Annotated in this window: 24 protein-coding genes and 1 tRNA gene; 8 read left to right on the forward strand and 17 right to left on the reverse strand. The window is 23.1% G+C overall.

The window, feature by feature from the left end; all coding sequences use genetic code 4:
* Positions 1–122: 122 nt before the first annotated feature.
* Positions 123–263 (reverse strand): hypothetical protein, encoded by a 141-nt coding sequence (locus AAHJ00_RS05270; RefSeq protein WP_342223682.1) that lies wholly within the window; start codon positions 261–263, stop codon positions 123–125.
* Positions 264–320: 57 nt separating this feature from the next.
* On the opposite strand from AAHJ00_RS05270, the gene AAHJ00_RS05275 reads away from it, so the two are divergent.
* The gene (locus tag AAHJ00_RS05275) at positions 321–638 is read left to right on the forward strand and encodes a helix-turn-helix domain-containing protein (protein ID WP_342223683.1); all 318 of its coding nucleotides are present in this window, start codon (positions 321–323) and stop codon (positions 636–638) included.
* Between the two features lie 170 nt (positions 639–808).
* Here the strand turns inward: AAHJ00_RS05275 and AAHJ00_RS05280 are convergent, their stop codons facing one another.
* Entirely contained in the window at positions 809–1,759 is a 951-nt protein-coding gene (locus tag AAHJ00_RS05280) for an IS30 family transposase (protein ID WP_342223478.1), read from the reverse strand.
* Between the two features lie 486 nt (positions 1,760–2,245).
* Between AAHJ00_RS05280 and AAHJ00_RS05285 the strand changes: the two genes are divergently transcribed.
* Entirely contained in the window at positions 2,246–2,704 is a 459-nt protein-coding gene (locus AAHJ00_RS05285; protein ID WP_342223684.1) for a hypothetical protein, read from the forward strand.
* Between the two features lie 46 nt (positions 2,705–2,750).
* On the opposite strand, the gene AAHJ00_RS05290 is transcribed toward AAHJ00_RS05285, so the two are convergent.
* The 3 genes from AAHJ00_RS05290 to AAHJ00_RS05300 form a co-directional block, all read right to left on the reverse strand.
* Complete coding sequence (locus tag AAHJ00_RS05290; protein WP_342223685.1) at positions 2,751–3,008, reverse strand: aldo/keto reductase; 258 nt, start codon at positions 3,006–3,008, stop codon at positions 2,751–2,753.
* Between the two features lie 465 nt (positions 3,009–3,473).
* A protein-coding gene (locus AAHJ00_RS05295; protein WP_342223477.1) for an IS5 family transposase occupies positions 3,474–4,297 on the reverse strand; the annotation gives its coding sequence in 2 pieces (ribosomal slippage) (positions 3,474–3,901 and positions 3,901–4,297; 825 coding nt in all).
* Between the two features lie 119 nt (positions 4,298–4,416).
* Positions 4,417–5,240 (reverse strand): IS5 family transposase gene (locus AAHJ00_RS05300; RefSeq protein WP_342223686.1). Its coding sequence is split into 2 segments (ribosomal slippage): positions 4,417–4,844 and positions 4,844–5,240, totalling 825 coding nucleotides; the frame shifts between segments, so codons are not numbered across the junction.
* A gap of 165 nt (positions 5,241–5,405) precedes the next feature.
* Between AAHJ00_RS05300 and AAHJ00_RS05305 the strand changes: the two genes are divergently transcribed.
* A complete protein-coding gene (locus AAHJ00_RS05305; RefSeq protein WP_342223478.1) occupies positions 5,406–6,356 on the forward strand; it encodes an IS30 family transposase in 951 nt (316 codons plus the stop codon).
* 60 nt (positions 6,357–6,416) lie between these two features.
* On the opposite strand, the gene AAHJ00_RS07960 is transcribed toward AAHJ00_RS05305, so the two are convergent.
* The 3 genes from AAHJ00_RS07960 to AAHJ00_RS05315 all read right to left on the reverse strand — a co-directional run bounded on the left by AAHJ00_RS07960 (position 6,417) and on the right by AAHJ00_RS05315 (position 7,028).
* Positions 6,417–6,701: an aldo/keto reductase gene (locus AAHJ00_RS07960; RefSeq protein WP_425288892.1), complete on the reverse strand. Its 285-nt coding sequence runs from the start codon at positions 6,699–6,701 to the stop codon at positions 6,417–6,419.
* A complete protein-coding gene (locus AAHJ00_RS05310) occupies positions 6,695–6,817 on the reverse strand; it encodes a hypothetical protein (protein ID WP_342223687.1) in 123 nt (40 codons plus the stop codon). The genes AAHJ00_RS07960 and AAHJ00_RS05310 overlap by 7 nt, the downstream gene beginning before the upstream one ends.
* A gap of 135 nt (positions 6,818–6,952) precedes the next feature.
* A tRNA-Thr gene (locus AAHJ00_RS05315) sits at positions 6,953–7,028 on the reverse strand.
* Positions 7,029–7,149: 121 nt separating this feature from the next.
* On the opposite strand from AAHJ00_RS05315, the gene AAHJ00_RS05320 reads away from it, so the two are divergent.
* Positions 7,150–7,973 (forward strand): IS5 family transposase gene (locus tag AAHJ00_RS05320; protein ID WP_342223688.1). Its coding sequence is split into 2 segments (ribosomal slippage): positions 7,150–7,546 and positions 7,546–7,973, totalling 825 coding nucleotides; the frame shifts between segments, so codons are not numbered across the junction.
* Between the two features lie 181 nt (positions 7,974–8,154).
* On the opposite strand, the gene AAHJ00_RS05325 is transcribed toward AAHJ00_RS05320, so the two are convergent.
* The 4 genes from AAHJ00_RS05325 to AAHJ00_RS05340 all read right to left on the reverse strand — a co-directional run bounded on the left by AAHJ00_RS05325 (position 8,155) and on the right by AAHJ00_RS05340 (position 11,160).
* Positions 8,155–9,183, reverse strand: a complete 1,029-nt coding sequence (locus AAHJ00_RS05325) for a hypothetical protein (RefSeq protein ID WP_342223689.1) — start codon at positions 9,181–9,183, stop codon at positions 8,155–8,157.
* Between the two features lies 1 nt (position 9,184).
* The gene (locus tag AAHJ00_RS05330; RefSeq protein ID WP_342223690.1) at positions 9,185–10,423 is read right to left on the reverse strand and encodes an MSC_0882 family membrane protein; all 1,239 of its coding nucleotides are present in this window, start codon (positions 10,421–10,423) and stop codon (positions 9,185–9,187) included.
* A gap of 28 nt (positions 10,424–10,451) precedes the next feature.
* Positions 10,452–10,706, reverse strand: a complete 255-nt coding sequence (locus tag AAHJ00_RS05335; RefSeq protein WP_342223691.1) for a hypothetical protein — start codon at positions 10,704–10,706, stop codon at positions 10,452–10,454.
* Between the two features lie 94 nt (positions 10,707–10,800).
* Positions 10,801–11,160: a hypothetical protein gene (locus tag AAHJ00_RS05340; RefSeq protein WP_342223692.1), complete on the reverse strand. Its 360-nt coding sequence runs from the start codon at positions 11,158–11,160 to the stop codon at positions 10,801–10,803.
* Between the two features lie 67 nt (positions 11,161–11,227).
* Between AAHJ00_RS05340 and AAHJ00_RS05345 the strand changes: the two genes are divergently transcribed.
* A complete protein-coding gene (locus tag AAHJ00_RS05345; protein WP_342223478.1) occupies positions 11,228–12,178 on the forward strand; it encodes an IS30 family transposase in 951 nt (316 codons plus the stop codon).
* Here the strand turns inward: AAHJ00_RS05345 and AAHJ00_RS05350 are convergent.
* The 4 genes from AAHJ00_RS05350 to AAHJ00_RS05365 all read right to left on the reverse strand — a co-directional run bounded on the left by AAHJ00_RS05350 (position 12,175) and on the right by AAHJ00_RS05365 (position 16,970).
* Positions 12,175–12,744 (reverse strand): MBL fold metallo-hydrolase, encoded by a 570-nt coding sequence (locus AAHJ00_RS05350; protein WP_342223693.1) that lies wholly within the window; start codon positions 12,742–12,744, stop codon positions 12,175–12,177. The two genes, AAHJ00_RS05345 and AAHJ00_RS05350, sit on opposite strands and share 4 nt — an antisense overlap.
* A gap of 114 nt (positions 12,745–12,858) precedes the next feature.
* A complete protein-coding gene (locus tag AAHJ00_RS05355; protein WP_342224616.1) occupies positions 12,859–13,257 on the reverse strand; it encodes a transposase family protein in 399 nt (132 codons plus the stop codon).
* A gap of 92 nt (positions 13,258–13,349) precedes the next feature.
* Entirely contained in the window at positions 13,350–13,742 is a 393-nt protein-coding gene (locus AAHJ00_RS05360; RefSeq protein WP_342223694.1) for a transposase family protein, read from the reverse strand.
* A 201-nt stretch (positions 13,743–13,943) separates the two neighbouring features.
* Positions 13,944–16,970, reverse strand: a complete 3,027-nt coding sequence (locus tag AAHJ00_RS05365) for a DEAD/DEAH box helicase family protein (RefSeq protein ID WP_342223695.1) — start codon at positions 16,968–16,970, stop codon at positions 13,944–13,946.
* Between the two features lie 834 nt (positions 16,971–17,804).
* On the opposite strand from AAHJ00_RS05365, the gene AAHJ00_RS05370 reads away from it, so the two are divergent.
* The 3 genes from AAHJ00_RS05370 to AAHJ00_RS05380 all read left to right on the forward strand — a co-directional run bounded on the left by AAHJ00_RS05370 (position 17,805) and on the right by AAHJ00_RS05380 (position 19,687).
* Positions 17,805–18,257: a transposase family protein gene (locus AAHJ00_RS05370; protein ID WP_342223479.1), complete on the forward strand. Its 453-nt coding sequence runs from the start codon at positions 17,805–17,807 to the stop codon at positions 18,255–18,257.
* A 109-nt stretch (positions 18,258–18,366) separates the two neighbouring features.
* Positions 18,367–19,190, forward strand: a protein-coding gene (locus AAHJ00_RS05375) for an IS5 family transposase (RefSeq protein ID WP_342223477.1) whose coding sequence is annotated in 2 segments (ribosomal slippage) — positions 18,367–18,763 and positions 18,763–19,190 — 825 coding nt in all. Because the reading frame shifts where the segments join, the coding sequence is not laid out codon by codon here.
* 245 nt (positions 19,191–19,435) lie between these two features.
* The gene (locus AAHJ00_RS05380; protein ID WP_342223696.1) at positions 19,436–19,687 is read left to right on the forward strand and encodes a transposase family protein; all 252 of its coding nucleotides are present in this window, start codon (positions 19,436–19,438) and stop codon (positions 19,685–19,687) included.
* A gap of 64 nt (positions 19,688–19,751) precedes the next feature.
* Here AAHJ00_RS05380 and AAHJ00_RS05385 read toward each other — a convergent pair whose 3' ends face one another.
* The gene (locus AAHJ00_RS05385; protein ID WP_342223697.1) at positions 19,752–19,967 is read right to left on the reverse strand and encodes a hypothetical protein; all 216 of its coding nucleotides are present in this window, start codon (positions 19,965–19,967) and stop codon (positions 19,752–19,754) included.
* Positions 19,968–20,278: the final 311 nt, after the last annotated feature.

Genomic DNA, 20,278 nt, shown 5'->3' on the forward strand with positions numbered 1-20,278 from the left:
CAAAAGAAAGTTTTTTCTAAAAAGTTTATAAAAAAACCAAATGTACTAACCGGCTGTGGTTGCGATAAAAAATTAGCAATCTTGTAATATATCAGAAACTTAGGATAAGAACAAGAGGTTTATTAAATAAGGGCGCATAAAGTTTTGTTAGGTAGGTAAATGTTTGAATAAGTATTAAGACAGTCAGCAATGATTAGACTTCTTGCATTACTTGCTGAATTATACTTGTAAGTACAAGTAAATAAAATTGCAAAAAATCTCATATAAAAATTTCATGATGCTAAGTTTATTTTAGAAAAAACAAAGCAAGGAGTTTTTATATGGGTTACAAACATCTTGGCATATATGAAAGAATTTATATTGAGAATCAATTGAAGTTTAAAGTAAAAATTAGTGAAATAGCTAAAAATCTTAATCGAAGTATTAGTACTATTATTCGAGAAGTCAATAGAAATAAAGATAGTAATCATTATTTTTCATTAATTGCACAAAATAAAGCAGAAAACAGAAAACAATCACATGTTTATTTTCATAAGTTTAAAAATAGAGAATTAGTAAAATATGTACAACAAAAATTACTATTAGGTTGATCGCCTGAACAAATTTATGGCAGAATTAAAAATTTTCATAAAGAATAGACTTCTTGCATTACTTATTAAAATAATTACAAATTATTTGTAAATAAAAAATACTATATAGTAATTTCTAACTTTTATTAGGTTAATACTTATGGATTTTATTAAATGTGTAAATTTTGACACAACAAAAAATTATTTTATTATTTGCCAAATTGTAAAGTTAAGTGCAACTAAATTATTTTTCTAACCAAATATTCGATTGGTGAAAGATAATTTAGTATTTTTCTTGGTCTTTGGTTTAAAGACAATATAAATTTATGAACTGCATTTTTAGTAGTATTTGAAAAATTAAATTTTTTAGGAAATTTTTCTCTAATTAAACCATTAGTATTTTCATTAGTACCTCTTTGTCAAGGCGAATACGCATTAGCAAAATAAATTTTCACATTTAAATTTTTTTCAAGTTGTTGTCAATTAGAAAATTCTTTACCCCTATCAAATGTTATAGTCTTAACAAGATTATTTGGAAGAATTGATAAATAATGGCTAATGTTTTCGTTAACAACTTTAGTAGTTCTATTTTCAACTAACATTGCTAAAGTAAATCTTGATGTTCTTTCAACTAAAGTTATTAAACATGATTTACTTTTACCTCGTGATGATACTACAGTATCACCTTCTCAATGACCAACAGTTATACGATTATTAACATTAATATTTCGTTCTTTAATTGATTTACCATTAAATTTACCGCGATTTTCTTGAGATTTTCGTTTCTTACCTTTTCTTCTTAAATTTTTATTAGTAACTTTTTCAAGTAATCCAGAATAAATTCAATTGTAAATTGTTTTAAAACTAATAATTCATTCTTTATGAAAATTTTTAATTCTGCCATAAATTTGTTCAGGCGATCAACCTAATAGTAATTTTTGTTGTACATATTTTACTAATTCTCTATTTTTAAACTTATGAAAATAAACATGTGATTGTTTTCTGTTTTCTGCTTTATTTTGTGCAATTAATGAAAAATAATGATTACTATCTTTATTTCTATTGACTTCTCGAATAATAGTACTAATACTTCGATTAAGATTTTTAGCTATTTCACTAATTTTTACTTTAAACTTCAATTGATTCTCAATATAAATTCTTTCATATATGCCAAGATGTTTGTAACCCATATAAAAACTCCTTGCTTTGTTTTTTCTAAAATAAACTTAGCATCATGAAATTTTTATATGAGATTTTTTGCAATTTTATTTACTTGTACTTACAAGTATAATTCAGCAACTTAAATAATATCTCCTTAATATTTAAGTAGACAAGCAAAACTAAGTTATGTGATACAATTAAAGAACATTACTCGAAAGGAGAAATAATGACTGATAATTGTAAATTACGCTGTGTTGCCTGCCAATGTACTTGTCGTGCACCAGGAGCAGAACACCAAAGTAATAATATAAATAACTGTAGTGACTGTCCTACTTGTAAACCAGAAGACAATCACGAAAGAAAACCGCCCCGTAAATTTTAAAAAATGAACCTAATGAAGGTTCATTTTTTTTATTAGACTATTTAAGATATAATTAAAATATATTTGAATTATTTTGATAATTTATTATATAATTATGCTATGAAGAGAAAACAACAAGAAGGTGGTCTAATGAATGACAATGACAAATCATCTAACTCTATTATATAAAATCTCGCAACTTAAAGAAAAGTTATACATTGACTTATTAAGAAAATTAGAAATTAAAAATCTAATGCCAGTACATATAAATATTTTATTAGTAATTGATAAGATTAAAGATAAACCCATTATTGTTAATGTTGCAAAAGAACTTTGCAAATCCAAAGCTGATACATCAGCCGTGATATCAACATTAGTTAAAAAGGAATATATTACTTGTAAAGTTCTTGCGAGTGACCGTCGTTCAAAATTATTAACTTTAACTCCTAAAGGACAAGAAATTATTAAAAAGGCAGCATTAATAAAAGAACAAATTGATAATATTTTGTTAAATAAATTAAATAATGTTGAAAAAAATATGCTTCATTCTTATTTATTAACCGCAGGAAACAATTTAGAAGCAGCTTTAAAATCTGACTCTTCATTAGTTTAAAGTTAACAATATATAAAATTCCTTGTAATTTTACAAGGAATTTTTTCTAATTTCTAAAATCAAAATTATTAGGAGCAGAACCTTTTCGTGATTGTGGTAAACTATCAATTCACTTCATATGTTCATCACTAATTTTAAAATCATCAATCGCACTATTTTCAATAATCCGCGTCTTATGCATTGACTTTGGAATTATTAAACTTTGATGTTGATAAGCTCATCGTAAAAATAATTGTTGAATTGTTTTATTATATTCATGAGCAATCTGTTCACAACTTTCTGGTAAAAAATCATGATATTTCATTGTCCCTCAACCAATAGTTACAATATTATTTTTTTGATGATATGCTCTTAATTCCGTTTGATTTAATCCTGGATGAAACTCAATTTGATTAGCAACTGGTAACTCTTTAGCATCTTGTTTTAACTGTTCTAAATGTTCAATAGACTTCTTGCATTACTTATTAAAATAATTACAAATTATTTGTAAATAAAAAATACTATATAGTAATTTCTAACTTTTATTAGGTTAATACTTATGGATTTTATTAAATGTGTAAATTTTGACACAACAAAAAATTATTTTATTAGACTTCTTGCATTACTTATTAAAATAATTACAAATTATTTGTAAATAAAAAATACTATATAGTAATTTCTAACTTTTATTAGGTTAATACTTATGGATTTTATTAAATGTGTAAATTTTGACACAACAAAAAATTATTTTATTATTTAAATTTAATTTTAAATAAATATTTTATGTTATCTATAATTGCAAATTATAAATTGAAGCAATTAAATTAAATCTTAAACTAAATCGTTTTCTACGATTACGATATTTTTCAGTAATAATTTTAAATTTTTTAAGAATAGCAAAAATATTTTCAATAATAATTCTCATTTTTGAAATTAATTTATTATTATGTTTTTGTTCTTTATTTAAAGGGTTTTTCTTTGTTTTTTTCTTAGGTATTAGAACATTACTATGAATTTTTTGTATTCCTTGATAACCATTATCAACTATTAATTTAGTATTTTTTAAAATTGGGATTTTTGATTCTTTAAATAAACAAAAATCATGCTTTTTACCGAGAGAAAAATTTGTTGCAATAATTATTTTGCTTTCTTTTTCAATAATTACTTGTGTTTTAATAGTGTGTTTTTTCTTTTTTCCTGAATAAGATTGTTTTTGTCTTTTTTTGGGCGTTGAATGGGTGTTTCTGTAGCATCAATAATAATTGTTTTATCATTAAAATAATCATTTATTAATGCTTTTTTACCAGCAAGTTGTTGAAAATCAGGATGTTTGATTAAAATATCTTCAATTCACTTGATATTTCGATAACAACTAGCTTCACTAATATCAAAACTTTTACCAAGATGAAAATAAGTACGATATTCTCGTCAATATGATAAAGTCATCAATAATCTATTTTCTAATGATAATTTATTATTTTTACCACCTCTTTTAAACTTTTTTAACTCAGCTTCTTTTAAAATATTTAACATTTTATTAAAAGTACTTTGCTTTATTCCAGTTAATCGTAATAATTCTTTATCATTAATAAAATTAAATTTATCAAATTTCATAATCTTAAATTCCTTATAATTTCTATTTTAAATATATTTTATAGGAATTTTGTTTAATAAATAAGTAATGCAAGAAGTCTATTATTTAAATTTAATTTTAAATAAATATTTTATGTTATCTATAATTGCAAATTATAAATTGAAGCAATTAAATTAAATCTTAAACTAAATCGTTTTCTACGATTACGATATTTTTCAGTAATAATTTTAAATTTTTTAAGAATAGCAAAAATATTTTCAATAATAATTCTCATTTTTGAAATTAATTTATTATTATGTTTTTGTTCTTTATTTAAAGGGTTTTTCTTTGTTTTTTTCTTAGGTATTAGAACATTACTATGAATTTTTTGTATTCCTTGATAACCATTATCAACTATTAATTTAGTATTTTTTAAAATTGGGATTTTTGATTCTTTAAATAAACAAAAATCATGCTTTTTACCGAGAAAAAAATTTGTTGCAATAATTATTTTGCTTTCTTTTTCAATAATTACTTGTGTTTTAATAGTGTGTTTTTTCTTTTTTCCTGAATAAGATTGTTTTTGTCTTTTTTTGGGCGTTGAATGGGTGTTTCTGTAGCATCAATAATAATTGTTTTATCATTAAAATAATCATTTATTAATGCTTTTTTACCAGCAAGTTGTTGAAAATCAGGATGTTTGATTAAAATATCTTCAATTCACTTGATATTTCGATAACAACTAGCTTCACTAATATCAAAACTTTTACCAAGATGAAAATAAGTACGATATTCTCGTCAATATGATAAAGTCATCAATAATCTATTTTTTAATGATAATTTATTATTTTTGCCACCTCTTTTAAACTTTTTTAACTCAGCTTCTTTTAAAATATTTAACATTTTATTAAAAGTACTTTGCTTTATTCCAGTTAATCGTAATAATTCTTTATCATTAATAAAATTAAATTTATCAAATTTCATAATCTTAAATTCCTTATAATTTCTATTTTAAATATATTTTATAGGAATTTTGTTTAATGCTGAATTATACTTGTAAGTGCAAGTAAATAAAATTGCAAAAAATCTCATATAAAAATTTCATGATGCTAAGTTTATTTTAGAAAAAACAAAGCAAGGAGTTTTTATATGGGTTACAAACATCTTGGCATATATGAAAGAATTTATATTGAGAATCAATTGAAGTTTAAAGTAAAAATTAGTGAAATAGCTAAAAATCTTAATCGAAGTATTAGTACTATTATTCGAGAAGTCAATAGAAATAAAGATAGTAATCATTATTTTTCATTAATTGCACAAAATAAAGCAGAAAACAGAAAACAATCACATGTTTATTTTCATAAGTTTAAAAATAGAGAATTAGTAAAATATGTACAACAAAAATTACTATTAGGTTGATCGCCTGAACAAATTTATGGCAGAATTAAAAATTTTCATAAAGAATGAATTATTAGTTTTAAAACAATTTACAATTGAATTTATTCTGGATTACTTGAAAAAGTTACTAATAAAAATTTAAGAAGAAAAGGTAAGAAACGAAAATCTCAAGAAAATCGCGGTAAATTTAATGGTAAATCAATTAAAGAACGAAATATTAATGTTAATAATCGTATAACTGTTGGTCATTGAGAAGGTGATACTGTAGTATCATCACGAGGTAAAAGTAAATCATGTTTAATAACTTTAGTTGAAAGAACATCAAGATTTACTTTAGCAATGTTAGTTGAAAATAGAACTACTAAAGTTGTTAACGAAAACATTAGCCATTATTTATCAATTCTTCCAAATAATCTTGTTAAGACTATAACATTTGATAGGGGTAAAGAATTTTCTAATTGACAACAACTTGAAAAAAATTTAAATGTGAAAATTTATTTTGCTAATGCGTATTCGCCTTGACAAAGAGGTACTAATGAAAATACTAATGGTTTAATTAGAGAAAAATTTCCTAAAAAATTTAATTTTTCAAATACTACTAAAAATGCAGTTCATAAATTTATATTGTCTTTAAACCAAAGACCAAGAAAAATACTAAATTATCTTTCACCAATCGAATATTTGGTTAGAAAAATAATTTAGTTGCACTTAACTTTACAATTTGGCTAATAAATAAGTAATGCAAGAAGTCTAATATTCAAATTAAGTATATATTTCTTCTAATACTTCTCAAGCAATTTTGCGATTATTTCATGGTCAATGCATTAAAAATAAATCAACAAATTCCAAACCTAATTTTTCTAACGAGTTATCAATCTCTTGTAAATACTGTTCTTTTGTTAATTCATTACCTCAAAGTTTCGTTGTAACAAAAATTTCACTGCGAGAAATATTACTTTCTTTAATTGCTTGACCAACGATTTCTTCATTCCCATAAATTTTAGCCGTATCAATATGGCGATAACCCTGATTTAAGGCTTCTAAAATAGAGCTTGCTTACCTAATTCATTATTTTCAATTTTATATGTTCCAAAACCCATAATTGGCATCATAATACCATTATGTAATTTAACTTTTTCATCTAAAATAGTACTTTTTTTCATAAAAAACCCCTTTATAAACATTTATTTACTATATTTCATTTTATGGCGGAGAGTACGGGATTCGAACCCATGGAATCCTTTCGGATTCATCATCTTTCCAAGATGACTGTTTAAACCGCTCACACAACTCTCAGATGGTGCTGGTTAAGAGAATTGAACTCTTGACCTCACCCTTACCATGGGTGTGCTCTACCGACTGAGCTAAACTAGCAATTGATATTTCCTTCTCCATTATAACTTGTTTTCAATATTAGACTTCTTGCATTACTTATTTATTAAACAAAATTCCTATAAAATATATTTAAAATAGAAATTATAAGGAATTTAAGATTATGAAATTTGATAAATTTAATTTTATTAATGATAAAGAATTATTACGATTAACTGGAATAAAGCAAAGTACTTTTAATAAAATGTTAAATATTTTAAAAGAAGCTGAGTTAAAAAAGTTTAAAAGAGGTGGTAAAAATAATAAATTATCATTAGAAAATAGATTATTGATGATTTTATCATATTGACGAGAATATCGTACTTATTTTCATCTTGGTAAAAGTTTTGATATTAGTGAAGCTAGTTGTTATCGAAATATCAAGTGAATTGAAGATATTTTAATCAAACATCCTGATTTTCAACAACTTGCTGGTAAAAAAGCATTAATAAATGATTATTTTAATGATAAAACAATTATTATTGATGCTACAGAAACACCCATTCAACGCCCAAAAAAAGACAAAAACAATCTTATTCAGGAAAAAAGAAAAAACACACTATTAAAACACAAGTAATTATTGAAAAAGAAAGCAAAATAATTATTGCAACAAATTTTTCTCTCGGTAAAAAGCATGATTTTTGTTTATTTAAAGAATCAAAAATCTCAATTTTAAAAAATACTAAATTAATAGTTGATAATGGTTATCAAGGAATACAAAAAATTCATAGTAATGTTCTAATACCTAAGAAAAAAACAAAGAAAAACCCTTTAAATAAAGAACAAAAACATAATAATAAATTAATTTCAAAAATGAGAATTATTATTGAAAATATTTTTGCTATTCTTAAAAAATTTAAAATTATTACTGAAAAATATCGTAATCGTAGAAAACGATTTAGTTTAAGATTTAATTTAATTGCTTCAATTTATAATTTGCAATTATAGATAACATAAAATATTTATTTAAAATTAAATTTAAATAATAAAATAATTTTTTGTTGTGTCAAAATTTACACATTTAATAAAATCCATAAGTATTAACCTAATAAAAGTTAGAAATTACTATATAGTAATTTTTATTTACAAATAATTTGTAATTATTTTAATAAGTAATGCAAGAAGTCTATTAAATAAATGATAATAAAATATCATCTAAATTTTCTCATTTATCTTGATCACAAAAAAGAAAATTATTTTTAATATTTAGCTTCTTTTTTGTAATCAGTTTATTAATCTCATTTTTAAAATATTTATAAGCTACTTTATTTTGCTTTGCTCTCAAATTAACGCCTTCAAGTAGTCCTAATCCCATAATAAAAATTTGTGCATAATATTCCTGTTTTGTAATTTTAGTAATTGTTTGTCGCCATAATGGATATTCATTAGTATTTTGGAAGATAACTATTTGTGAATTTTTATGAAAAGAACTAGAACCCATACCAACACCTAAATAATTCTGTAAAGTTCAATAACTATATTGATGTTGTGATTTAATGCCTTTATTAGTAATAAAATTATTTTTTTCATATGGTAAATAACCATTTTCTTTTAAAATATTTTTCAATCATTGATATGTAATTACAACACAATTATTATCATCTTCATAATAACTAATATGATCAACAGGTAATTTTCTTAAAATATTTAAATCATTTTGAATAACACATTTAGAATATCCTTTTAAATTAAAAAATAAATCAATTGCTTGATTTTTAAAACCATTAGTTAATGCTTTATTAATTTGATTAGCATAATTAATATTATCACAATAATTTTTTTGTAAAAATACAGCCCTACTAAATGAAATTACTTTTCATATTAAACGATTAACACCATAACTATTTCATAACAAAAATAATTCATCAGTATCATTACAATGTAATTCTAAATTATATTCAATAATATTACTTGCTAATGGTTGTAATATGTTTAAAATTCGCTTTCATTGTTCAAAATCAAGGTCACGAGAACAATTAACAGCAATATATACTGTTTGTAACTGTTGTAAATTTTCTTGCTCACGAATTATTTCTTGTTCAATATTATCAATAATAATATTGAAATCTTGTTTAACAATTAATTTTTGATTAATAGTTTGCAATTGATAATTTCTATCATTTTTAATAAAAAGATTTACAAATAAATGAAAATACATTTTAACTTGAAGTAACCTTAATTTTTTTTCTTCGTAATAATCAAATCGGAATCGCAATAACAAAAAATATAATCGCAATAATTGTTAATCAAATTCATAAACAGCGACGATTTATTGCTCGCTTTAATTCATACATTTCATATGGATTAATAATTTCATAACCATAAAAACCAATAATATTAGCTTTTCTTTTACGAACAAAAATAATATTTAATACTTGTAAAAAAAACAAGGCAAATAATATTCCTGTTAAAATAATAATTTCTGTTGTTAAATCTCTAATCGTCATATCTAAAATTAAAAAACCAAAAATTTTTGGTTGGATTGCTCCTGATAATCCATAAAGAATAGCAATGACCATAGCACCAATAATATACAAAGGAAAAGCTACTCAATTAATAATAATACTACGAATATGCATTTTTCGATAATTAGCGATAATAAAATTAGGAATAACATTATTTCCTAATTTAGCTTTTTTTAAATATCCTTCCACTTCTTTTTTAATTTTAATTCAATCAAACAAAGAAATAAAAAATAAACCTAATGACACAATACATAACGGTATCATTAAAGTTGGATGAGGAATTAAATTTTCATTGTCAATAACAATATTTTGGTGCTTTAAAAATCATAAAATTAATGGTATTGAAGAAGAGATTATTCCTAAAAAACCAATAATCATTGTTAAAACCAAACGATATTTTTCACTACGAACCTCATTAGCAATTTCCTTAGGAATAGTTTTTAAACTTAACGAACGATAAGATAATTCTTGTGCTTCTGGTTCATTATAAGATAAATATGGTTCTTGATATGATTTTTGATATAATGTTGGACTATAATCATTATGATTATCTTCTAAAAAATCATTAGGTGATGAATCTAAGATTGGTTGTTGTGGATATTGATAAGAGGTTATTGTTGTCGCATTTTGTTGGTATGGTTTGCCACCAAATTCACGACTATAATCATTTTTAGGGGTATAAATTCTTGCTTTTGGTAAATTATAATTTTCTTCATAATATGATGTTGACTCTTTAATACCAGAATTAAAATATTTTTTATCATCAACTGTAAATTCATAACGATTAATTACTCGGGGAATATCACTTTGCTTTTGTTTTCTTTCATAAGGAAAATATGGATCAAGTTGCTCTGCCTTTAATTTATTATCATTAAGTCGCTTTTGTTCTACTTTATTAAAAAACTTATCCCTTATTTTTTCTTTTCATGACATATCTATTGCCTACCTTATAAAAATATAACTATTTATTTTTTAATGCTTGCCCCATTTTAATTATTTCTGATTCAATATTATAAATTAATTTTTCATTTTTAAACTTTTCTCAAGATGAATTTTTAATATTACGATTGCGATAACTAATAACTAATAAAATCGCACTAATAATTGCAATAAATCCTATCCCAATAATAATACAAGATATAATTAAATGTTGAATTAATAAATTTTGACCTAAAATATTAATATAATCTTTTTCACTACTTAGAAATAATTGCAAAATAATTACCTTCTTTTATTATCTTTAAATTACATAATAATTATATCGTAATCATTACATTTTTTAAATAATTAATAATTTTATCCAAAATGATTTATATATAATTTTTAATATGATAATTGAATTTTTCAACTTGTGATTTACTATTTGCAATTGTATAAACTAATGTTCCATCTCTTCCTGTTCAAGAAAAATCACAACCAACAGTTTTTAAATTAGTTATTACTTCTGCTGTTGGATAAATATGTTTTTCATTACCAACATATTTTATTCCATAAGTTCTAGGATCAACACCTGAAGCAAAGCAAGTTTTAGGTTTAATTTTATTTAAAAATGACAATGAACTTGATGTTTTACTACCATGATAGGGTACTTGTAAAAAATTAACTTCTGGAAGTAAATTCTTTTTTAATTGCTGAATTATACTTGTAAGTGCAATTAAATAAAATTGCAAAAAATCTCATATAAAAATTTCATGATGCTAAGTTTATTTTAGAAAAAACAAAGCAAGGAGTTTTTATATGGGTTACAAACATCTTGGCATATATGAAAGAATTTATATTGAGAATCAATTGAAGTTTAAAGTAAAAATTAGTGAAATAGCTAAAAATCTTAATCGAAGTATTAGTACTATTATTCGAGAAGTCAATAGAAATAAAGATAGTAATCATTATTTTTCATTAATTGCACAAAATAAAGCAGAAAACAGAAAACAATCACATGTTTATTTTCATAAGTTTAAAAATAGAGAATTAGTAAAATATGTACAACAAAAATTACTATTAGGTTGATCGCCTGAACAAATTTATGGCAGAATTAAAAATTTTCATAAAGAATGAATTATTAGTTTTAAAACAATTTACAATTGAATTTATTCTGGATTACTTGAAAAAGTTACTAATAAAAATTTAAGAAGAAAAGGTAAGAAACGAAAATCTCAAGAAAATCGCGGTAAATTTAATGGTAAATCAATTAAAGAACGAAATATTAATGTTAATAATCGTATAACTGTTGGTCATTGAGAAGGTGATACTGTAGTATCATCACGAGGTAAAAGTAAATCATGTTTAATAACTTTAGTTGAAAGAACATCAAGATTTACTTTAGCAATGTTAGTTGAAAATAGAACTACTAAAGTTGTTAACGAAAACATTAGCCATTATTTATCAATTCTTCCAAATAATCTTGTTAAGACTATAACATTTGATAGGGGTAAAGAATTTTCTAATTGACAACAACTTGAAAAAAATTTAAATGTGAAAATTTATTTTGCTAATGCGTATTCGCCTTGACAAAGAGGTACTAATGAAAATACTAATGGTTTAATTAGAGAAAAATTTCCTAAAAAATTTAATTTTTCAAATACTACTAAAAATGCAGTTCATAAATTTATATTGTCTTTAAACCAAAGACCAAGAAAAATACTAAATTATCTTTCACCAATCGAATATTTGGTTAGAAAAATAATTTAGTTGCACTTAACTTTACAATTTGGCATTAATTCTTGTTCTACTTTCTTTTCGGTATCGCCTGTTAATAAAAACCGATGATTTTGATAAGCAAAAGATAACACTAAACTTTGATTATTTTCATCATTAATTGCATCTTTATTAATAAAATCATAAATTTTATAAGTTAAATTATCAAATGATAAACCTAATGCCTTATAATTTGGTTTAATATCTTGAGGACTAATACCTAAATCTGCTCATTGTTGTGGTCATTTTTTACTTGTTTTATCCTGATAGCGTTCAAAAAATGAATGACTACCATAAATATTTTTAACAGTAAAGTTACTAACAATCGTTTCTAAATTACTTGTATGGTCATGGTCACTATGATCGTGAGAAATAAAGATTGCATCTAATTGATTAATTCCTAGTTCCTTTAAATAATTAGCAACAAAATTACTTTTTGCATATTCATCTTTTCATCAATCTCTAGGATTACCACCAATACCAGTATCAAACATTACTGCTCGATTTTTATATTGCGAATTAGTTATAATCGTTGATAAACCATTACCAACTGCTAACATATGATATTGCAATTGTGGATTATTAAGTAAAAAATCACTAATTTTACTACAAGATACTACTAAAAAAATATTACTAATTACTAAACTAACTTTAGACTTGGTACATAACTATAACTAGCTTAATTCAAAATTATATATTCTTGAAATTAAGTTAAATCGTAATCCAAATCTTCTAATCTTATTGCGATAACGATAAACTAGTATTTTAAATCTTTTTAATCTAGCAAAAACATGTTCAATGGCAATTCTAACTTTACTTAAAAAGCTATTATATTCCTTTTTATCTGGATTTAAAGGATTATTTTTACTCTTTTTAATTGGCAATAATGTATTTTTATCAACATTTTGCAAACCTTGATATCCTGAATCAGCAATTAATTCTAATTTTGGATTTATAAGTGTATTTGATTTTAAAAATAACTTATAATCATGAATACTGCCATAACAAAAATCTACTGAAATAATTTTATTGTTAAATAGACTTCTTGCATTACTTATTAAAATAATTTGTAATTATTTTAATAAGTAATGCAAGAAGTCTAATAAATCAATAATTATTTGCGATTTTAATGAATGTTGCCTTTTCTTACCAGAAAATAATAATTTTAGTTTTTTTTAATTCTTTCAATTGGAATTTCTGTAGCATCAATTGCTAATAAATTATTATTAGTACCCTTATTTTCCAATAATATCTTTTTGCCAGGTATATGAAAGTGACTATTTTTTATTAGAGTATTTTCAACTCAAAAGATATTACGAATACAACTAACATGACTAATATTATATTTTTTTGCAATAATACGATATGTACTATATTCTTTTCAATATTCTAAAGTCATAAGTAATCTTTGCTCTATTGATAATTTATTTGGTCTACCACCAATTTGTTTTTGTTTAGCTTCAGCTTCTTTTAAAATTTCTACCATTTTCATGAAAGTTTTATATTTTATGCCTATTAGACTATAAAATTCATTTTCGTCTTTGTATTTATCTAACATTTGTACTTCACCTAGGAAATAATATTATCAAAATAGTAGATAAAATTAAAGGTGTACCAAGTCTTTTAAATAAATTACTTCTAGTCATAACTATCATTCCTTATCTTGGCAACATTTTTTCTAATTTATCAAATTCTTGTAATTTTAATTATAAAAATTTTTTAAATAAAATACCTCCAATTAAAGTTATTGCATATACATTTATTCTATCAAAAACTTTACAGTAATGTAATCTTCTTGTACACAATCAATGTATTTTCCCAGACCAATAAAATTATAAAGTTTTAAATATAAATTTGGTAAATTGTGATTAATTTTATTATCTAAAAATAAAAATTTAGCAATTTTTAAATCTTGCAAATCATTTATTAGTTTACTTTGCATTGTTTTATCCTCAGGAATTGACCACCAATATTGTTTAGTTGTAGCATCATATTTCGTTTTCTTGCCATATTTACTACCAGCAACATCAGCAAAAATAACTGCTTTTGTTTGATCAAAAGTTAAATGTCCCGCTTGAAAAGCAATAATTCTTAATTTACCTAATTGCTTAATAAAATTTACGCGACGAATCGCACACAAGGCTTGACGAACAGTAAATATTGATTCATAAGCTAACAATGGATACAACAAAAAATTATGTTCATTAACTAATAAGGTTTCATTTTCTAATTTATATTTCAATATCATTACTAATTCATTAACAATTAATTTATTATGATTAATAAATTCTGCTACTAAATCATCAATCAATAAATAATTAGGAAACACTTTTAAAAAGGCCTTCATACTAGTTACTTCATATAAAAGCGAACAAATTAATAAATTATCATATTCATAATTAATTGCTTCATTATTAATATTTTTTAACAATCGCTGATAAAAATAATTTATTAAATGATAATCATTAAGAAATAAAAATTGTTTTAAAACATTTTTATTACGATTAGAATCATTAATGCCACTTGCATAAACTTTAATACCTTGACAAATTTTTAAATAAAAATCATTTAAAAAATTATAAAATTCACATAAGGTTAATTCATAATCTTGTAAAACCTTAACTAAACCATCTGCTCCATAAATTCCATAGTAATATTTAATAACTAAATGGATACGCTTTTTATCTTCATATCATTTTTGTAAATTTTCTAAAATAACTTTTTGACTGCGTTTTTCTAAAGTAATCGTACATCCATAAGGCAAACCATTATTTCCATCTAAAGATGCTTTATTTCTTTCTAAATGAGAATTGTAAAGATTTTTAATTCCCACAGTAATATCATATTTTTTATCAACATTAGCAATTAAATCATAAACTTCTAACTTATTTTTAGTATCAGTTTTTCTTAAACCACGACCTAATTGTTGTAAATAAACAGTTTTTGAACTTGTTGGTCGTAACATTATAATTGTATCAATTTGTGGAACATCAATACCTTCATTAAACATATTAACAACACACAAGTAATTAATTTTACCCTTTTTAAAATTGTTAATAATTGTTGTTCGCTCTTGTGATACTTCATTAGTTAAATAAGCAGCCTTTAAACCTTCCTTTTGAAGAAAATTAGCAACAATTTTAGCATGCGTTGTTGTGATACAAAATACTAAACAAAATGGTTGGGCATAAATGCCAATATAATTATTAATCACACTAAATAATAATTTATTGCGCTCACTAGTATTCAACTTCTTAAACAATTCAAGATCATTATTTAAATCAACACCTACAAGATTGCTACTAATATCATCAATACAATAATAGTCAAATGGCGATAATAAGCGTTGATTAATAGCATCTCATAACCTTAATTCATAAGCAAATTCATTATCAAAGTACGGCGTAATTAACTTATTATCTTCTCGTTCTGGAGTTGCTGTTAAACCAATAACTTGTTTTGATTGAAAATAATTAAAAATTGTTGCAAATGATTTAGCAGCAATATGATGGGCTTCATCAAAAATAATAACATCAAACTGATTCGGTAAAAACTTTTTTAAATTACGAAAAACCGATTGCACAGTAGCAAATAAATAATTAGTATTATCTAATGTTTGATTTTCATAAAAAACACAACCAAACTTATTATCTTGTAAAACATTACGAAAAGTTAATATTGCTTGATCAATAATTTCTCGTTGATGAGCTAAAAATAATAATCGTGGCCGATTATTATTATTTTCTTTAATTTGATTTAAATAGTCAAAAGCACTAATAATAGTTTTTCCAGTTCCGGTAGCCATAATAACCAAATGCTTATTTTTATTAATCTTTCGGCGATATTGTAAACGATTAACAATTTTTTGTTGAAATTCATACATTGAATATTTTCTTGTTACCATTCCCTCACTTTGAGCTTTAATATGTAAACGATTATTATTAATTCTTGCTAATAATGCTTCTCGTTCATAAACATTATTAAAATTAACAAGATTATCATTTCAAATTTTTTCATATTCACGAAAGAGATGATAATATAAATGAGAATTACTAAATTCACTAATCTTAATATTTCATTCTCTTCCACGCATCATTCCTTTATAAGTTAAATTAGATGAACCAACAATTGCTGTTGAAAAACCAGATTTTCTTTTAAAAATTGCTGCTTTAATATGAATTCTTTCACTGCGTTTTTCAGTATTATCTTCTACCCTAATTAAAATATTACGATAAGTATTAACTAAATTTTCTAATTCATACAAGTTAACAAATAATGCCACATCATCAAAAGTTGTGGTGATAAAATTAATCATAATATTATGTTGTTCAGCATAAACAAAAGAATTTCTAATTTTATTAATAATTCCCTTAGAAATAAAAGGATAAATAAAATAAACGCTATCAGCAGTCTTAATTTCTTTATTAAGTTGATTAATTAATTCTTGTTCATTTTCATTAGTAAATAAGTGGTTATCAATTAATCGAATTTCTTGATGATAACTAACTTTTTGTTGCAAATCATTACCAATTTGTAATAAAACATTATTAGATAACTCTGATTGTTCACTATAAATACCAATAGTTTGATTTAAAAATTTTAATTTATCATCAACTGTTTTATATTCTTGCAATTTAATACTTAAAATATTATTAAATTGTTTCAATAAATATTTATCAATGTCTTTAATAGCATTTTTTTCATCATTAAGATTTTTAACAATATAATCTTCATTAATTGTTTCACCTAATTTTAATAATAAATCATAATAACCTTTTTCTTTCATTTGTAAATCACTCTTTATTTCTTTTGTCGTAATAAGATTATATACTGCCTTAATTAAAAATTTGTTATTTATTTGCAAATAAAATAAATAACATTAACAAAACAAAATACGATATGTTTAATAGACTTGGTGCATAACCCTCAATTTTATCTACTATTTTGATAATATTATTTTCTAGATGAAGCACAAATATTAGATAAATATAAAGATGAAAGTGAATTTTATAGTTTGATAGGTGCAAAATGTTATAGTTATGTACCAAGTCTAATGAAATTTATTAAACATATCGTATAAAAATTTTATTTTAATAATTAATTTTGAGTAATAACTTCAAACATAACAACTACACTCCTTTCTTGACAAAGCAAAGTTTACACGAGTTAAATTTCTTTGTATTTTCAAAAGAAATATGATAACTTTCAGAATTAATAAACATTCGTTTTCCTAATGTTTCTATTCCTTTAGCATTAGCAAAATATCTTAAAATCTCATTTACTTGAATAGAACTAACTAAACTATTTAAAGGACCATAACTTGGTGATTTAAAATTTGAATTTCAAAATTTAAGAGTTGGTTTTTTATCTTGTGGAACAATACAGTTTCAACATTTAGTTACTTCAGGAACTATTAACGGTCCAACAATACCATACTTATTAACATACCCCGCAATACTATAAAGAATTTTATATTTAGTTGCGATTTCATTTATTAGACTTGGTACATAACCCTCAATTTTATCTACTATTTTGATAATAGACTTCTTGCATTACTTATTTATTAAACAAAATTCCTATAAAATATATTTAAAATAGAAATTATAAGGAATTTAAGATTATGAAATTTGATAAATTTAATTTTATTAATGATAAAGAATTATTACGATTAACTGGAATAAAGCAAAGTACTTTTAATAAAATGTTAAATATTTTAAAAGAAGCTGAGTTAAAAAAGTTTAAAAGAGGTGGTAAAAATAATAAATTATCATTAGAAAATAGATTATTGATGACTTTATCATATTGACGAGAATATCGTACTTATTTTCATCTTGGTAAAAGTTTTGATATTAGTGAAGCTAGTTGTTATCGAAATATCAAGTGAATTGAAGATATTTTAATCAAACATCCTGATTTTCAACAACTTGCTGGTAAAAAAGCATTAATAAATGATTATTTTAATGATAAAACAATTATTATTGATGCTACAGAAACACCCATTCAACGCCCAAAAAAAGACAAAAACAATCTTATTCAGGAAAAAAGAAAAAACACACTATTAAAACACAAGTAATTATTGAAAAAGAAAGCAAAATAATTATTAGACTTCTTGCATTACTTATTTATTAAACAAAATTCCTATAAAATATATTTAAAATAGAAATTATAAGGAATTTAAGATTATGAAATTTGATAAATTTAATTTTATTAATGATAAAGAATTATTACGATTAACTGGAATAAAGCAAAGTACTTTTAATAAAATGTTAAATATTTTAAAAGAAGCTGAGTTAAAAAAGTTTAAAAGAGGTGGTAAAAATAATAAATTATCATTAGAAAATAGATTATTGATGACTTTATCATATTGACGAGAATATCGTACTTATTTTCATCTTGGTAAAAGTTTTGATATTAGTGAAGCTAGTTGTTATCGAAATATCAAGTGAATTGAAGATATTTTAATCAAACATCCTGATTTTCAACAACTTGCTGGTAAAAAAGCATTAATAAATGATTATTTTAATGATAAAACAATTATTATTGATGCTACAGAAACACCCATTCAACGCCCAAAAAAAGACAAAAACAATCTTATTCAGGAAAAAAGAAAAAACACACTATTAAAACACAAGTAATTATTGAAAAAGAAAGCAAAATAATTATTGCAACAAATTTTTCTCTCGGTAAAAAGCATGATTTTTGTTTATTTAAAGAATCAAAAATCCCAATTTTAAAAAATACTAAATTAATAGTTGATAATGGTTATCAAGGAATACAAAAAATTCATAGTAATGTTCTAATACCTAAGAAAAAAACAAAGAAAAACCCTTTAAATAAAGAACAAAAACATAATAATAAATTAATTTCAAAAATGAGAATTATTATTGAAAATATTTTTGCTATTCTTAAAAAATTTAAAATTATTACTGAAAAATATCGTAATCGTAGAAAACGATTTAGTTTAAGATTTAATTTAATTGCTTCAATTTATAATTTGCAATTATAGATAACATAAAATATTTATTTAAAATTAAATTTAAATAATAAAATAATTTTTTGTTGTGTCAAAATTTACACATTTAATAAAATCCATAAGTATTAACCTAATAAAAGTTAGAAATTACTATATAGTATTTTTTATTTACAAATAATTTGTAATTATTTTAATAAGTAATGCAAGAAGTCTAATATTATTTTCTAGATGAAGCACAAATATTAGATAAATATAAAGATGAAAGTGAATTTTATAGTTTGGTAGGTGCAAAATGTTATAGTTATGTACCAAGTCTAATATTATTTTCTGGTAAGAAAAGGCAACATTCATTAAAATCGCAAATAATTATTGATTTATTTAACAATAAAATTATTTCAGTAGATTTTTGTTATGGCAGTATTCATGATTATAAGTTATTTTTAAAATCAAATACACTTATAAATCCAAAATTAGAATTAATTGCTGATTCAGGATATCAAGGTTTGCAAAATGTTCATATTGATTTATAATCAACATCAATAAGACTACCAATAAGAATAATGATTGATAGGGTTGCTATTAAAGCACCTCAAACTAATGATCAAATTCCAACTTTAACAGAAAAAGGAATCAATATATACTAACCCTAAAAAATAATAATAACGGTCACGAAATTTTTAAACCATACATCACACCAGCATTCTCATCTTTACTAATTGCAATCGCAACTGCAAAAACCATAATTCAAATAGCACCAATCATCATTAATATTTTAGGAATTATTAGTCCTGTTGGATTTATTTTCGCCATATTTATAATACATCCCCTTTAACTAAGATATATTATACTATTTTATAATTCAGTAATTTCTTCTCCAAATTCAGAACCATTACCGGTCTCATTAGGAGTAATTTGTTCCATAGAAACATAAATATTTGGACATATAACAAAGAGGTAGGGAAATAAGAAAAAGACGATAATTATCGTCTTTTTTGTTCTTTTGTAAAAAAATATGCACTTCGTATAAATATTGGAGATTGGTTTATATTATGTGTATAAGGTAACCATTTTAGACCAGTAAGAATACTCCTTCCTCTTAACAATAATTTTTAAAAGGAGGT

The organism is Spiroplasma endosymbiont of Asaphidion curtum (genome assembly GCF_964031085.1).
Lineage (GTDB): Bacteria > Bacillota_I > Bacilli_A > Mycoplasmatales > Nriv7 > Nriv7.